Annotated in this window: 15 protein-coding genes; 8 read left to right on the top strand and 7 right to left on the bottom strand. The window is 70.5% G+C overall.

Features of this window, described 5'->3' with window-relative positions:
* Positions 1-206: 206 nt before the first annotated feature.
* Complete coding sequence (locus tag ACFWJ8_RS19120; RefSeq protein ID WP_378814532.1) at positions 207-1,151, top strand: heme A synthase; 945 nt, start codon at positions 207-209, stop codon at positions 1,149-1,151.
* Positions 1,152-1,270: 119 nt separating this feature from the next.
* Positions 1,271-1,711 carry a dinucleotide-utilizing enzyme gene (locus ACFWJ8_RS19115; protein WP_378814530.1) on the top strand — a complete coding sequence of 147 codons (441 nt, stop codon included), beginning with the start codon at positions 1,271-1,273 and terminating at the stop codon, positions 1,709-1,711.
* 80 nt (positions 1,712-1,791) lie between these two features.
* On the opposite strand, the gene ACFWJ8_RS19110 is transcribed toward ACFWJ8_RS19115, so the two are convergent.
* The 5 genes from ACFWJ8_RS19110 to ACFWJ8_RS19090 all read right to left on the bottom strand — a co-directional run bounded on the left by ACFWJ8_RS19110 (position 1,792) and on the right by ACFWJ8_RS19090 (position 5,783).
* On the bottom strand, positions 1,792-2,268 hold the full coding sequence (locus ACFWJ8_RS19110; RefSeq protein ID WP_378814528.1) for a hypothetical protein: 477 nt from the start codon (positions 2,266-2,268) through the stop codon (positions 1,792-1,794).
* A 320-nt stretch (positions 2,269-2,588) separates the two neighbouring features.
* On the bottom strand, positions 2,589-3,113 hold the full coding sequence (locus tag ACFWJ8_RS19105) for a hypothetical protein (protein ID WP_378814526.1): 525 nt from the start codon (positions 3,111-3,113) through the stop codon (positions 2,589-2,591).
* Positions 3,110-4,396 carry an RNA polymerase sigma factor gene (locus tag ACFWJ8_RS19100; protein ID WP_378814524.1) on the bottom strand — a complete coding sequence of 429 codons (1,287 nt, stop codon included), beginning with the start codon at positions 4,394-4,396 and terminating at the stop codon, positions 3,110-3,112. The genes ACFWJ8_RS19105 and ACFWJ8_RS19100 overlap by 4 nt, the downstream gene beginning before the upstream one ends.
* A 3-nt stretch (positions 4,397-4,399) precedes the next feature.
* Positions 4,400-4,753, bottom strand: coding sequence for a YciI family protein (locus ACFWJ8_RS19095; RefSeq protein WP_378814522.1), 354 nt, complete (start codon positions 4,751-4,753; stop codon positions 4,400-4,402).
* Between the two features lie 85 nt (positions 4,754-4,838).
* On the bottom strand, positions 4,839-5,783 hold the full coding sequence (locus ACFWJ8_RS19090; protein ID WP_378814520.1) for a heme o synthase: 945 nt from the start codon (positions 5,781-5,783) through the stop codon (positions 4,839-4,841).
* A gap of 336 nt (positions 5,784-6,119) precedes the next feature.
* On the opposite strand from ACFWJ8_RS19090, the gene tkt reads away from it, so the two are divergent.
* From tkt to pgl, 6 genes are read left to right on the top strand one after another with little or no spacing between them, the layout of a single operon-like run.
* Positions 6,120-8,222: a transketolase gene (gene tkt / locus ACFWJ8_RS19085; RefSeq protein ID WP_378814518.1), complete on the top strand. Its 2,103-nt coding sequence runs from the start codon at positions 6,120-6,122 to the stop codon at positions 8,220-8,222.
* Between the two features lie 17 nt (positions 8,223-8,239).
* On the top strand, positions 8,240-9,361 hold the full coding sequence (gene tal, locus ACFWJ8_RS19080) for a transaldolase (protein WP_378814516.1): 1,122 nt from the start codon (positions 8,240-8,242) through the stop codon (positions 9,359-9,361).
* Positions 9,358-10,980 (top strand): glucose-6-phosphate isomerase, encoded by a 1,623-nt coding sequence (locus ACFWJ8_RS19075; protein WP_378814514.1) that lies wholly within the window; start codon positions 9,358-9,360, stop codon positions 10,978-10,980. Before tal ends, ACFWJ8_RS19075 begins: the two co-directional genes overlap by 4 nt.
* A 16-nt stretch (positions 10,981-10,996) precedes the next feature.
* Entirely contained in the window at positions 10,997-12,547 is a 1,551-nt protein-coding gene (gene zwf / locus ACFWJ8_RS19070) for a glucose-6-phosphate dehydrogenase (protein WP_378814512.1), read from the top strand.
* Complete coding sequence (locus tag ACFWJ8_RS19065; protein ID WP_378814510.1) at positions 12,544-13,503, top strand: glucose-6-phosphate dehydrogenase assembly protein OpcA; 960 nt, start codon at positions 12,544-12,546, stop codon at positions 13,501-13,503. Before zwf ends, ACFWJ8_RS19065 begins: the two co-directional genes overlap by 4 nt.
* 36 nt (positions 13,504-13,539) lie before the next feature.
* Positions 13,540-14,319 (top strand): 6-phosphogluconolactonase, encoded by a 780-nt coding sequence (gene pgl / locus ACFWJ8_RS19060; RefSeq protein ID WP_378814508.1) that lies wholly within the window; start codon positions 13,540-13,542, stop codon positions 14,317-14,319.
* Between the two features lie 101 nt (positions 14,320-14,420).
* Here the strand turns inward: pgl and ACFWJ8_RS19055 are convergent, their stop codons facing one another.
* Positions 14,421-14,777 carry an RNA polymerase-binding protein RbpA gene (locus ACFWJ8_RS19055; protein ID WP_141893555.1) on the bottom strand — a complete coding sequence of 119 codons (357 nt, stop codon included), beginning with the start codon at positions 14,775-14,777 and terminating at the stop codon, positions 14,421-14,423.
* Positions 14,777-15,025 carry a preprotein translocase subunit SecG gene (secG, locus tag ACFWJ8_RS19050; RefSeq protein WP_378814506.1) on the bottom strand — a complete coding sequence of 83 codons (249 nt, stop codon included), beginning with the start codon at positions 15,023-15,025 and terminating at the stop codon, positions 14,777-14,779. Before secG ends, ACFWJ8_RS19055 begins: the two co-directional genes overlap by 1 nt.
* Between the last annotated feature and the right edge of the window lie 153 nt (positions 15,026-15,178).

Below are 15,178 nucleotides of genomic sequence, written 5' to 3'. Positions count from 1 at the left end.
GTTCCCCCGGTGGAGTTACCTGGGGTGGATGCCGCTCGTCGGACCCTCTCAAAGCGGCGCAGAGATCGCGCCTAGACTGTCGGTGGTGCGCTGCGCCCAAGGCGTTTGCGACCGACCCCTCGATTCTACAGGTTCCACCCCGGAGCGGACGCGCGTCGTCCGTCACACGCGGCGTCCGGAGCCTCTGCCAGGAGGCGATCATCAGTATGTCCGCGGACCAGCCGACCACCGCAGCACCCGGACTGTGGCAGCGATTCCGGCAGTGGCTGCCCGATCGGGTCGACGCGCGGGTGCGCGTCGCCGCCTGGATCTCACTCGTGCTCGAGATCGCCATCGTGGGAACCGGCGGCGCAGTGCGCCTGACGGATTCGGGACTGGGATGCGAGTGGCCGCTGTGCACGCCCGACTCGCTGTTCCCTACGGCGGAGCAGAGCTACCACAGCCTCATCGAGTTCGGGAACCGCGGGCTGTCGTTCTTCGTGGGGCTCGCCGCGGTCGCCGTCATCGTCTTCGTGTCGCAGATCCGCCGCCAGCGCCGCGACCTGTGGACCATGGCCTGGATCATCTTCGGCGGCGTGCTGCTGCAGGCCGCGGTCGGCGGCATCCTGGTCATCTTCGATCTGCACCCGAACCTGGTGTCGTTCCACTACATCGTGTCGCTGGTGCTCGTGGGCGTCTCGGCCGCGTTCGTCGCGCGCATGGGTCAGCCCGTCGGCCCGCGAGAGCGCGCGGTGCCGCGATGGCTGGCGATCGTGACCCACATCACCTCGTTCGTGCTCGCGGTCACCGTCCTCATCGGCGTGCTCACGACCGGCGCCGGCCCGCACTCGGGCGACCCCGAGGTGACGCTGCGCAACGGCTTCGACGCCACGCTGCTCGAGCACATCCACTCGTGGCCCGCGTACGCGATGTTCGCGCTCACCCTCGTGCTGGTGATCGGGGCGTCGGTGGTCGGCTCCACGCGGTTCCGGTCCTGGGCGATCGCGCTCCTCGCCGTCGAGCTCGTGCAGATCGGCGTCGGCCTGTACCAGGCGCGCAACGACCTGCCTCCGCTCGCGGTCGGCGTGCACATGGTGCTCGCGGCGATCGCGGTCGCCGTGATGACGGCTGTGGTGATGCACGTCAAGCGCCCGGTCGCCACCGACGCCTGAGCCCCGCACCGCTCCTGCGCACAGGGAACGCATAGGGTTCGCATTGCGGCCCCACGGACTCTGCTGTCATGGTGGATGCCGCGACCACCCGGGTCGCGCCTTCGAGGAGTGATCGACACATGTCCACCCGTCCCCGTCTCGCCCGCAGCATCCCGTTCTGGGGCCTTCTCGTCGTGTCCCTGGGCACGGCGGCCGCAGGCGCCTTCCTGCTCACGTCCAAGGTGGAGTCGCTGACCGCGGTGCTCACGGACAACTCTGCGACCGCCGTCGACGTCTACGTCGGCCAGGTCGTCGCGATCACCGCCGCCATCCTGCTCGCCGCCGGCATCGTCGGCATCCTGCTCACGCTCACCGTGGCCGCCCTCGCGACGCTGCGCCCGGTGCCGGCCGTCGAGGTCGTCGAGCCCATCGACTGGAAGGCCGAGGCCGACGAGGTCGCGGCCGAGCCCGTCGTGGACGCGGAGCCCGTCGTCGCGGCGGAGCCCGTCGTGGAGGCGGAGCCCGTCGTCGCGGCCGAGCCCGTCGTCGAGAAGGACTCCGAGGCGACCGCCACGCGCTGACCTTCAGACAAGGGGCCGCAGGGCCGGGAGCTTTCGAGCCCCGCCCTGCGGCTTCGTCGTTCCCGGCTGCGTCGTCCCGCTCAGCAGCCCGGGCCGTGCGGGTCCTCGGTGCACGTGTGCTCGACGAGCGCCGTGCGCACCTCGACGACCTGCACGGGGTAGTCCCCGGTCCGGGCGGTGACCACACCGTCTACCGGACGCCAGCCCGCGCCGAAGTCGACTGCCGCGGAGTACTCCGTCGTCACGCGCGACGCGTACGTGCCGCGGTCCTGATACACGTGACTCGTGTCGGTGGGCGTGAACTGCGGACTCCCGGACGCCGACCACGCGACACCGCCCGTCGGGGCGCGCAGCGTCTGCCCGTCGCCGTAGTCGAAGATGAAGGCGACCGGGACGAACCTGACCGTCACCGGGTAGCCGAGCAGCACCCCCGGGATGTCCTGAGGGGATGCCGCCGCCACGAAGTTCGTCGGCATCCGCACGACGCCGAACCCCGCCGGCTCCCCCGCCAACTGCGGCATCGCCGGCCGGAACGACACGAGGTCGGCAAGCGTCACCGCGGGAAAGCCCGCGTCGACAGGCTCGGCCGGAGCTGGCTTGCCGAGACAGACCTCGTCGGGCGTGTCACACGTGCGGCCGGGGTCGGGGGCGTACCAAGTTACGGGAGTGTGGATGCCATCCGAGCCCGGGCTCCTAGTTCCGTTCACCCCGCCGTACTCGCGTTCCAGGCTGACATCGACGTGATCGCCCCCGTTGACGCTCTTCGAAGGGCAGGTTCCAGCAGCGATCTCCCACTCGGTGCACCGAGTTGCGTCGCCTGAAGTGACCCCCGGCTGCGCCAGCATGAAGGCGACTGCTGTGGCGGCCAGCAACTTCGTCAACACTCGTCGCTCGTCACTCCGAGCAAGGTCTCGATCAACAGTTGCTCGCCACTGTCGGTGAGGTGTACTTCGGTTAGAACGGTCGGATCACGATCCGGAACGGTGACGTCCTCGCCAGCCTCATTCAGGACACGAGTACTGGAGGAGTCGTAACAAGCACGGATGACGACGTCACCCTTGACCGAGTCAGCCGAAACGTCGACTACTGACACGATCGTGGAAGTTCCCTCGAGCCGTATGCCCAGACGACCAGCCTCCTGCTGCGATCGTATATCCGCGGTCAGCGCCTCACCGGTCAAGAACGACTGCGGTTCGGGCATAGATTCTGCGTCTGCGCGACGAGCGTTGATCGCATCCACGTAAGCCCGGTACGTCTCCTCCGCCGCCGCGAACGCTTCGTCCTCGCTCGCGAACGCCGCGGTCGACGTGGGCGTGGGCTCGGGCGCGGCGGCGAGGCATCCACTGAGCATCACCGCTGCCGCCGCGAGCCCGAGGGCAGCCGTCGTCGCGCGCAGGATCACCCGTCCACCGTAACGGGACCCGCCTCCCCGCCTTCGGAGTTATCCACAGCCGCGCGCAGCCGCGCGTCGGCCGTCTGTCCGCGCAGCCGCTCGCGCTCGGCGGTGCTGCCGGCGAGGACCGCGGCGGCCGCGTACGCGTCGGCCGCCTCGTCCCAGCGGCCGAGCTCGCCGAGGAACGCCGCACGGGCCGCAGGAAGGTACGGGTAGCGGCTGAGGGCGGGGTCGGCCGACACGGCGTCCACCGCGGCGAGACCGGCGGCCGGTCCGTCGCGCATGCCGAGGGCGACCGCGCGGTTGAGCGTCACGACCGGACTCGGCCACGCGAGGCCGAGCAGGCCGTACAGCTCGACGATGCGCGCCCAGTCCGTGCCGCGCCACGTGGGCGCCTGCGCGTGCGCGGCGGCGATCGCGGCCGAGATCGCGTACCGGTCCGCTGCGCCTGTCGTGGCGGCGGCCAGCAGCGCCAGGCCTTCGTCGATGAGCGCACGGTCCCACCGCGACCGGTCCTGGTCGGGCAGGAGCTCGTCACGGGTGCCGCGGCGGGCGTCGATCAGCAGCATGAGCGCGAGCAGCCCGGTCACGGCGCGGCTCTTCGGCAGCATCCCGTGCAGCATCCGGGTGAGCGCGATCGCCTCGTCGACGAGGTCCGCGCGCACGCGCGCCTCTCCCGAGGGCGGCGCGTGCCCGACCGTGAAGACGAGGTACAGCACGTCGCACACGACATCGATGCGCGCGGGCAGCTCGGCCGCGTCGGGCACGCGGAACGGGATGCGGGCGACGGCGATCTTGCGCTTGGCGCGCGTGATGCGGGCGGCCATCGTGGGCTCGCTCACGAGCAGCACGGCCGCGACGTCGCCGGTGGAAACGCCGCACACGAGGCGCAGGGTCAGCCCGACCTGTGCCTCTCGCGAGAGGGCGGGGTGGCAGCACGTGAAGACGAGGCGCAGCCGGTCGTCCGCGTGCCAGCACGCGTCGTCGTCCGGCGGGTCCTCGCGCACGAGCAGCGGCAGACGCCGCCGCAGCGCCGTCCGCCGCCGCAGCTCGTCACGGGCGCGGTTCGCGGCGACCGTCGTCAGCCACGCGCCGGGACGATCCGGGATGCCGCGCACCGGCCACACCTCGACGGCCCGCGCGAACGCCTCCTGCGCGCACTCCTCCGCCAGGTCGAGGTCGCCCGTCAGACGCGCGGTCGACGCGACGACCGCCGCCCACTCGGCGCGGTGCGCACGAGTGAGGGCGGTGTCGACGTCGCCCGCGGCGGACGGCGGCGTGACGGCATCCATTCGTCAGCTGTGGTCGACGAGCGGATGGACCTGCACGCCGCTGTGGTCGTCCGAGACCTCCTGCAGGAGCCCCGCCAGCCGCAGCGCCGCGTCGAGGTCGGGCACGTCCACGAGGTAGAAGCCGCCGAGCACCTCTTTCGTCTCCAGGAACGGGCCGTCGGTGACGAGCGGGCGATCGCCCCCTGCCCGCAGCGTCGTGGCGGTGCGGCTGGACTCGAGCTCGCCGGAGGCGAGGATCGCCGGACCGGCCTCGGCGCGGAAGGCGCGATGCCCCTCATCGATCGCCCGCAGCTCGTCGGCGGTGAGCGCCTCCCACCGGGCCTCATCGCCGTAGATCAGGATCATGTACTGCGCCATCGTGTGCTCCTTCGTCGTCGAGAGGCATTGTGCCCCTCACCTGACCGACGAACGAGCCCCTGCCGGAATCGACAGGGGCTCAGGATCAGAACGGCAGCAGCGGATCGATCGCGATCGCGACGAACAGCAGCGTGAGGTACGTGATCGAGGCGTGGAACACGCGCATCGGCCGCGGCTCGGTGCCGCGCACGGCGCGGTTGTAGAGCACGTGCGATTCGTAGATGAACCAGCCGCCGAACACCACCGACGAGACGGTGTAGACGAGACCCATGTCGGCGACCGGGATGAGCAGCAGCGAGCAGACGACGGTCGCCCACGCGTAGAGGATGACCTGCAGACCGACCTGCGAGCCCTCGCGCGTCGCGCCGAGCATCGGCACGTCGACGTTCTCGTACTGGTCCTTGTACTTCATCGACAGCGGCCAGTAGTGCGGCGGCGTCCACAGGAAGACGAGGGTGAACAGGATGACCGGCGGCCACGCGAGCGAGCCGGTCACGGCCGTCCAGCCGATGAGCACCGGGAAGCAGCCGGCGATGCCGCCCCACACGATGTTCTGCTCGGTGCGGCGCTTGAGGATCATCGTGTAGATCACGACGTAGAAGAAGATGGCGACCGCCGACAGCGTCGCGGCGAGCCAGTTCGTGGTGAGCCACAGCCATACGGTCGAGAACACCGCGAGCGACCACGCGAAGATCAGCGCGCCCCGCGGCGACACCTCGCCCGTCACGAGCGGGCGGTTCACCGTGCGCTGCATGTGCGCATCGATGTCGCGATCGAGGTACATGTTGAACGCCGCGGCGGAGCCCGCGCTCGCCGTGCCGCCGATGACGGTCGCGATGATGAGCCACAGGCTCGGGAACCCGCCCTGCGCCAGGATCATCACCGGCACGGTGGTCACCAGCAGCAGCTCGAGGACGCGCGGCTTCATCAGGGCGACATACGCCTTGACCGTGCGGCCGATTCCCTGGCGAGTCCGGCGGGGTGCGTCGACGACGGATGCCTCGCTCCCGGCCGTCTTCGTGATGTCCATGGCCCCCGCTATCGCCGCCTGCAGAATCCCCACAAGTCTAGGGCATAGGGTCACCGCCGCCCTCCCCCCGGGAGGGCGCGGCCGACGCTGTTACCGATCACAACGAAGCGGACGACGGAGTGAGCGGATCGTGACGAACGCGTCACCCGCCGGTGACCGGGCGGGCCATCGCGTTCGCAAGACTCTGTCACATTGACGGCTCGCATGGCCTGGGCGGCATACCGCTTCGCTATGCTGAACACACGCGCGCCCGCCGCCGATTTCCCCTTCTCCCTCCGGACAAGGGCCGCGAAATCGGCCATCTGCCGGGCGCACCTCCTCGAGAAAGGCGCCTGGGTGTCGGAACTGCGTTGGGATGAGATCGATCGGCGCGCGGTGGACACTGCCCGCGTGCTCGCGGCAGACGCCGTGGAGAAGGTCGGAAACGGCCACCCGGGGACGGCGATGAGCCTGGCCCCCGCGGCATACCTCCTCTACCAGCGCGTGCTCCGCCACGACCCCGCCGACACCCACTGGGTGGGCCGCGACCGGTTCATCCTGTCGGCCGGGCACTCGTCGCTGACCCAGTACGTGCAGCTGTACCTCGGCGGCTTCGGGCTCGAGCTCGACGACCTGAAGGCGCTGCGCACGTGGGGCTCGCTCACGCCGGGCCACCCCGAGTACGGCCACACCAAGGGCGTCGAGATCACCACCGGCCCGCTGGGCCAGGGCCTCGCCTCGTCCGTCGGCTTCGCGTACGCTGCCCGCTACGAGCGCGGCCTGTTCGACCCGGACGCCGCCGCGGGCACGTCCCCGTTCGACCACTTCGTGTACGTCATCGCCGGTGACGGCGACCTGCAGGAGGGCGTCACCTCCGAGGCGTCCTCGCTCGCGGGTCACCAGGCCCTCGGCAACCTCATCGCGATCTACGACTCGAACCAGATCTCGATCGAGGACGACACCAACGTCGCCTTCACCGAGGACGTCGCCAAGCGCTACGAGTCCTACGGCTGGCACGTGCAGGTCGTCGACTGGAAGAAGACCGGCCAGTACGTCGAGGACGTCGCCGAGCTGCACTCCGCCCTCGAGGCCGCGAAGGGCGAGACGGCCAAGCCGTCGCTCATCATCCTCCGCACCATCATCGGCTGGCCCTCGCCCGGCAAGCAGAACACCGGCAAGATCCACGGCTCCGCGCTCGGCGCCGACGAGCTCGCCGCGACGAAGAAGGTGCTGGGCTTCGACCCCGAGCAGTCCTTCGTGGTCGCCGACGACGTCATCGCCCACACGCGTTCGCTGAAGGACCGCGCCGCCGAGGAGCGCGCCGTCTGGCAGGAGTCGTTCGACGCATGGGCCGCGGCCAACCCCGAGCGCAAGGCGCTGTTCGACCGGCTCGAGGCCGGCGAGCTGCCGGCGGACGTGGCATCCGCCCTCCCCTCGTTCGAGGCCGGCAAGGACGTCTCCACGCGCGCCGCATCGGGGATCGTCATCAACGCGCTGGCCGCCGAGCTGCCGGAGCTGTGGGGCGGCTCTGCCGACCTCGCCGAGTCGAACCTCACCACCATCAAGGACGCCAAGTCGTTCATCCCGGCGGAGTGGTCCACCCACGAGTGGTCGGGCGACCCGTACGGCCGCGTGCTGCACTTCGGCATCCGCGAGCACGCCATGGGCGCGATCGTCAACGGCATCAAGCTGCACGGACCGACGCGTCCGTTCGGCGGCACGTTCCTGATCTTCAGCGACTACATGCGCCCGTCGGTGCGCCTGGCCGCGCTCATGGACATCCCGTCGATCTTCGTGTGGACGCACGACTCCGTCGCGCTCGGCGAGGACGGCCCGACGCACCAGCCGGTCGAGCAGATCGCGACGCTGCGCGCCATCCCGAACTTCACCCTCGTGCGTCCCGCCGACGCGAACGAGACCTCGGCCGCGTGGCTGGAGATCGTCCGCCGCCAGGGCGGTCCGTCGGGAATCGCGCTGACCCGCCAGAACATCCCGGTGTTCGCGCGCGGCGAGGGCGAGGCCGAGGGCGACGTGTTCGCGTCGACGGACGGCGTCGCCAAGGGCGCGTACATCCTCGCCGAGGCGCCGGGCGGCACGCCCGACGTGATCCTCATCGCCACCGGCTCCGAGGTGCAGCTCGCCGTCTCGGCGCGCGAGACGCTCGCCGCCGAGGGCGTGAACGCCCGCGTCGTGTCGGCGCCGTCGCTGGAGTGGTTCGCCGAGCAGGACGAGGCGTACCGCGAGAAGGTGCTGCCCGCCGCCGTCAAGGCGCGCGTGTCGGTCGAGGCCGGCTCCGCGCTGTCGTGGCGCGGCATCGTCGGCGACGCCGGCCGCTCCGTCGCGATCGACCACTTCGGCGCATCCGCCGACTACAAGACCCTGTTCCAGAAGTTCGGCATCACCGCCGACCACGTCGTCGAAGCCGCCCGCGAGACCCTCGCGGCCGCGTCGGCCGAGTAACACGAGGAGAACGCAGCATGAGCACCCCCACCGAGAAGCTGGTCGCCGCGGGCGTCAGCATCTGGCTGGACGACCTGTCGCGCGAGCGCATCACGTCGGGCAACCTGACCGAGCTCATCTCGACGCGCAACGTCTCCGGCGTCACGACGAACCCGACGATCTTCCAGGGCGCGATCGGCGGCGGCGGCCACTCGTACGCCGCGCAGCTCGCCGAGCTGGCGGCCGCCGGCGCTTCGGTCGACGACGCGATCTTCGCGGCGACGACGGATGACGTGCGGGATGCCGCCGACATCTTCCGCCCCGTGTACGAGGCCACCGACGGCATCGACGGCCGTGTGTCGATCGAGGTCTCCCCCGACCTCGCCCACGACACCGACGCGACCATCGCGCAGGCCAAGGAGCTGTGGGCCAAGGTCGACCGCCCCAACGTGCACATCAAGATCCCGGCGACGAAGGCGGGCCTGCCCGCGATCACCGCGGTGCTCGCCGAGGGCATCTCGGTGAACGTCACGCTGATCTTCAGCCTGGAGCGCTACGCCGAGGTCATCGAGGCATTCCTTGCCGGCCTCGAGCAGGCGCAGGCGAACGGCCACGACGTCTCGAAGATCCACTCGGTCGCGTCGTTCTTCGTGTCGCGCGTCGACACCGAGGTCGACAAGCGCCTCGTCGCGATCGGCACCGACGAGGCCGAGGCGCTGAAGTCGCTCGCCGGTGTCGCGAACGCGCGCCTCGCCTACGAGCTGTTCGAGCAGCAGTTCGCGACCGACCGCGCCACGGCGCTCACGAATGCCGGCGCGCACGTGCAGCGCCCGCTGTGGGCCTCCACCGGCGTCAAGGACCCGAACCTCCCCGACACGCTGTACGTCACCGAGCTCGTCGCCCCCGGCACCGTCAACACGATGCCCGAGAAGACGCTCGAGGCGACCTTCGACCACGGCCAGGTGGCCGGCGACGCCGTGACCGGCACGTACGCCGCCGCCCACGAGGTGTTCGACCGCCTCGCCGCCGTCGGCGTCGACTTCGCCGACGTCACCCAGGTGCTCGAGGACGAGGGCGTGTCGAAGTTCATCGCCTCGTGGCACGACTTGCAGGGCACCGTCAAGACGGCGCTCGAGGACGCCGTCCAGGCCGCACGATGAGCTTCGAGATCCACCTCAGCGGACACGTCAAGTCCGTCGTCGAGGAGACGCTGCCGGGGCTCGTCGCGAGCCTCGTCGCCTCGGGCATCACCGCCGGCGATGCGTCGCTGTGGGGGCCCGATGCCGAGTCGGAGGCATCCCAGCGTCTCGGATGGGTCGAGGCGGTCAGCGTCTCGCGTCCGCTCGTGCCCGAGATCCTCGCGCTGCGCGAGCGCCTGCGCTCGCAGAACATCACGCGCGTCGTGCTCGCGGGCATGGGCGGCTCCTCGCTCGCGCCCGAGGTCATCGCGCAGACGGCCGGCGTGCCGCTCGTGATCCTCGATTCGACCGCGCCGGGCCAGGTGCTCGCCGCGATCGACGGCGACGCCGAGAGCGGCGACCTCACCCGGACCGTGCTCGTGGTGTCGTCGAAGTCGGGATCCACCGTCGAGACGGACTCGGCAATGCGCGCGTTCGAGGCCGCGTTCCGCGACCTGGGGATCGACCCCGCCGAGCGCATCGTGGTCGTCACCGACCCCGGGTCGCCGCTGGACCAATCGGCCCGCGCCGACGGCTACACGGTCTTCAACGCCGACCCCACTGTCGGCGGCCGGTACTCGGCGCTCACCGCGTTCGGGCTCGTCCCGGCCGGCCTCGCCGGCGCCGACATCTCGGAGCTGCTCGACGAGGCCGAGGCGTCGCTCCTGGAGCTCGCGATCGACAGCCCCGACAACCCCGCGCTCGTGCTGGCCGCGGCGATCGCCGGTGGCGAGCCGCGGCGCGACAAGCTGGGCCTCATCACCGACGGGACCCACATCGTGGGCCTTCCGGACTGGATCGAGCAGCTCGTCGCCGAGTCGACGGGCAAGGGGGGCACCGGCATTCTTCCGGTCGTCCTGCTGCCGGTCTCGCCCGAGGTGGACGCGAAGCCGGCCGATCTGCAGATCGTCCGGTTCGTCGACGAGGCGAAGCAGTTCCACCTGTTCGAGCACCACGAGGGCGAGATCCTCGTGAGCGGATCTCTCGGCGCGCAGTTCGTGGTGTGGGAGTACGCGACGGCGATCGTGGGACGGATGCTGGGCATCAACCCGTTCGACCAGCCCGACGTCGAGTCCGCCAAGGTGGCCGCACGGGGCCTGCTCGACGCGCGTCCCGCGCCCACTCCCCCGGCGTTCGCCGTGGAGGGCGTCGAGGTGCGGGTCTCGGACCCCGCGCTGGCGGCATCCGGAACCGTCGCCGGTGTGCTCGATGCACTGTGGGCGCGGCTCCCCGAGGACGGCTACGTCGCCATCCAGGCGTACGTGAACCGGCTGGAGCTGCCGCAGCTCGAAGGCCTGCGCGAACTGGTCGCCGCCGACTCCGGCCGGCCGGCCACGTTCGGCTGGGGCCCCCGGTTCCTGCACTCGACCGGCCAGTACCACAAGGGCGGCCCGGCGAACGGCGTGTTCCTGCAGATCCTCGAGCAGACCGACGTCGACCTCGAGATCCCGGAGCGTCCGTTCACCTTCGGTCAGCTGATCCAGGCGCAGGCCGCCGGGGATGCGGCCGTGCTCGCCGACGGCCACGGCCGTCCCGTCGTGACCCTCACCCTGACCGACCCGCAGATCGAAGTGCTGTCGCTCTTCGAAGCGGCCCAGTAGGAGTTCAAGCCCCCTCATGACCGTCGAGATCACGCGCGGGCACAACCCGCTGCGCGACCCCGAAGACCGTCGCCTCAACCGCATCGCCGGCCCGAGCGCCCTCGTCATCTTCGGTGTCACGGGAGACCTCTCCCGCAAGAAGCTCATGCCCGCCGTCTACGACCTCGCCAATCGCGGCCTGCTTCCCCCGGGGTTCGCCCTCGTCGGGTTCGCACGTCGCGACTGGGAGGACCAGGACTTCGCGAAGGTCGTGTACGACGCGGTGCGTCAGCACGCGCGCACCGAGTTCCGCGACGAGACCTGGCAGCAGCTGCTGCAGGGCATCCGGTTCGTGTCGGGCGAGTTCGGCGACCCCGATGCCTTCCGGCGCCTGCGCGAGACGGTCGACCGCCTCGACACCGAGCGCGGCACGATGGGCAACCACGCGTTCTACCTGTCGATCCCGCCGAAGGACTTCGCGGTGGTCGCGGAGCAGCTGAAGTCTTCGGGCCTCGTCGACGACACCGCGGATCAGCCCGACCGCTGGCGCCGCGTCGTCATCGAGAAGCCCTTCGGGCACGACCTCGAGTCGGCGCGCGCCCTCAACGACGTGCTGCGCTCGACGTTCCCGACGGACTCGATCTTCCGCATCGACCACTACCTCGGCAAGGAGACGGTCCAGAACATCCTGGCGCTGCGCTTCGCGAACGAGCTGTACGAGCCGATCTGGAACCGCAACTACGTCGACCACGTGCAGATCACGATGGCCGAGGACATCGGCGTCGGCGGCCGTGCCGGCTACTACGACGGCGTCGGCGCTGCGCGCGACGTCATCCAGAACCACCTGCTGCAGCTCCTCGCGCTCACCGCGATGGAGGAGCCCATCTCGTTCGACGCGAAGGACCTGCGCGCAGAGAAGGAGAAGGTGCTCGCCGCCGTCACCCTCCCCGACGACCTCGAGCGCTCCACCGCGCGCGGGCAGTACGCGGGCGGCTGGCAGGGCGGCGAGAAGGTTCTCGGCTTCCTCGAAGAGGACGGGATGAACCCGCAGTCGACGACCGAGACGTACGCCGCCGTCACGCTGGAGATCAACACGCGCCGCTGGGCGGGCGTGCCGTTCTACCTGCGCACCGGCAAGCGGCTCGGCCGTCGTGTCACCGAGATCGCGGTCGTGTTCAAGCGGGCGCCCGAGATGCTGTTCCGCCAGGGGCAGACCTCGGGTCAGGGCCAGAACGCCCTCGTGATCCGCGTGCAGCCCGACGAGGGCGTCACGATCCGCTTCGGATCGAAGGTGCCCGGCGCCGGTGCCCAGGTGCGCGACGTCACGATGGACTTCGGCTACGGCCACGCGTTCACCGAGGCCAGCCCCGAGGCGTACGAGCGCCTCATCCTCGACGTGCTGCTCGGCGACCCGCCGCTGTTCCCGCGGCACGAGGAGGTGGAGCTGTCGTGGCGCATCCTCGACCCGATCGAGCAGTTCTGGGACGCCCAGGGCGGCCCGCTCGAACAGTACTCGCCCGGGTCGTGGGGCCCGGCATCCGCGGACGAGATGCTCGCCCGCGACGGACGGAGCTGGAGGCGCCCGTGATCGTCGATCTTCCCGACACCACCGTCAGCAAGATCTCGCGTGCGCTGGTCAACGTGCGCGAGGAGGGCGGCGCGGTCGCGCTCGGCCGTGTGCTGACGCTCATCATCCTCACGCGCGAAGGCGCTGTCGAAGAGGTCATCGAGGCCGCGAACGACGCCTCGCGCGAGCATCCGATGCGTGTCATCGTGCTGCTGCTGCCCGACAGCTACGACGAGGGCTCGCGCCTGGACGCGCAGATCCGCGTGGGCGGCGACGCCGGCGCGAGCGAGGTCGTCACGCTGCGCGCCTTCGGCGACGCCGGCCGCTCCAATCTCGAGAGCCTCGTCACCGGGCTGCTGCTGCCCGACGCGCCGGTCGTGGTGTGGTGGCCGAACCGCACGCCGGAGCACATCTCGAAGACGTCGATCGGCCGCATCGCACAGCGACGGATCACCGATGCCGCCGCGCAGTCCGACCCGTCGGCGTGGGTCGCCGGCCTCGGCGCCCAGTACGCGCCGGGCGACACCGACCTGGCGTGGACGCGGCTGACGCGTTGGCGCGAGCAGCTGGCCGCGATCCTCGACCAGCCGCCGTACGAGCCGATCGTGGGTGTCCGCGTGCGCGGCGCCGCCGACTCGCCCTCCACTGCGCTGCTCGCGGCGTGGCTGCGCCTGACGCTCGACGTGCCCGTCGACTGGGCGTATCTCGACGCCGAGGAGTGGCCGCACGGCATCAAGTCGGTGGCGCTGGTCCGCCCAAGCGGCGAGGTTCTGCTGGAGCGCCCGACCCCGGGTGCGGCGATCCTCACGCAGCCCGGCCAGCCCAGCCACGAGCTGGCTTTCCCGCGGCGCACGCTGCGCGAATGCCTGGCCGAGGAGCTCCGCAGGCTCGATCCGGACGTCCTGTATGGTCGAGTCATCACCGAGGGCTGGGAGCTGCTCGACCCGCCGGCGACGAAGGAGACGCAGAACCGATGATCGTGGCGCAGGGTCGGGGGGCACGGGTGAATCGACATGGTTGAAGGCTGGGCCGAGAAGCGTGTCGTCATCGCACCGGATCCTGCGACTCTGGCCGATTCGGTCGCCGCTCGGTTCCTGAGCCGCGTCGCCAAGCGCCTCGACGAGGGCAAGCTCGCACACATCTCGCTCACGGGCGGGTCGATGGGGTCGCGCGTGCTGGCCGCGGCCGCACGCAGCCCCCGCGCTGAGCGCATCGACTGGTCGCGTGTGCACTTCTGGTGGAGCGACGAACGGTGGCTGCCTCGCGGCGACGCCGAGCGCAACGACCGTCAGGCGCTCGACGCGATGCTGGACGGCATCGACATCCCGGCCGGCAACATCCATGCGACGCTCGCGAGCGACGACGGCGCCGATCTCGATGCCGCAGCCGCCGCCTACGCGCAGGAGCTCGCCGGCTTCCCGGGCGCCGAGGGACCGTGGCCGTCGTTCGACGTCTGCTTCCTCGGCGTCGGCCCCGACGGGCACATCGCGTCGCTGTTCCCCGACCGTGAAGAGATCCAGATCACGGACCGGTCGGTCGTCGCCGTGCGCGACTCCCCCAAGCCCCCGCCGGAGCGCGTCACGATGACCCGCCCGGTGATCAACAGCTCGAAGCGCGTGTGGATGGTGCTCGCGGGCCCCGACAAGGCGTCGGCGCTCGGCCTCGCCCTCGCTGGTGCGAGCTACGCGAGCGTCCCCGCGGCGGGCGCGAAGGGCCGCAAGCGCACGATCTTCTTCGTCGACGAGGCCGCCGCCGCGCAGGTGCCGCCGGAGCTCATCGATCGGGAGTACTGAAAGACGAAGAGTGGATGCCGTCCGGCATCCACTCTTCGTCTACGTCTGGCCCTCAGACCTTCGACAGGCTCAGACTTCGACAGGCTCAGACTTCGACAGGCTCAGTCCTGGCCGCGACGCTCGCGCAGCTGCTGCAGCGCGTCGTCGAGCAGCTGCTCGGCCTCTTCCTCGGTCCGGCGCTCCTTCACGTACGCGAGGTGCGTCTTGTAGGGCTCCGTCTTGGCGAGTGCCGGCGGGTTCTCCTTGTCGCGCCCAGCCGGAAGGCCCGAGTGCGGCGAGTCGATCGTGTCCGGGATCTCCTCTTCGGGGATCCCGGCAGCGAAGTAGCGGACGGTCTCGTTGCCCAGGGCGTCCCAGTACGAGACGGCCACACGCTCGGCGTGGAAGCCGTGGTCCTGCTCGCCCATGGGTCCGGCACCGACGCGGGTGCCGCGGATCGCGTTGCCTCCGGTAGCCATCAGATCGCCTGGAACTTCGTGATGAGGCCGAGAGCCACGATCGACGCGAACCACACGAGCGCGAGGATCACCGTGAAGCGGTTGAGGTTGCGCTCCGCGAGACCCGACGAGCCGAGGGCGGACGTCATGCCGCCGCCGAACATGTCGGACAGGCCGCCGCCGCGCCCCTTGTGGAGCAGGATGAGAAGGGTCAGCAGGAGACTCGTGATGCCGAGAAGCACCTGCAGGACGAACTCGATGATCTGCACAGTCGTTGAAGCCTTTCGGTGCGATCATTCGCCGATCGCACAAGGGACAAGTATACGTGTGGGGGGCGGACGCTTCGACAGGCTCAGCGACCCGGGCCCCCGGCGAGCTATACGCCGCGGGACACCCCCCCCCGGGGTATAGGGAGGCACTGA

It is taken from the genome of Microbacterium sp. NPDC058389 (assembly GCF_042722305.1).
GTDB lineage: Bacteria > Actinomycetota > Actinomycetes > Actinomycetales > Microbacteriaceae > Microbacterium.
This window is presented reverse-complemented; position numbering and strand designations above follow the sequence as displayed.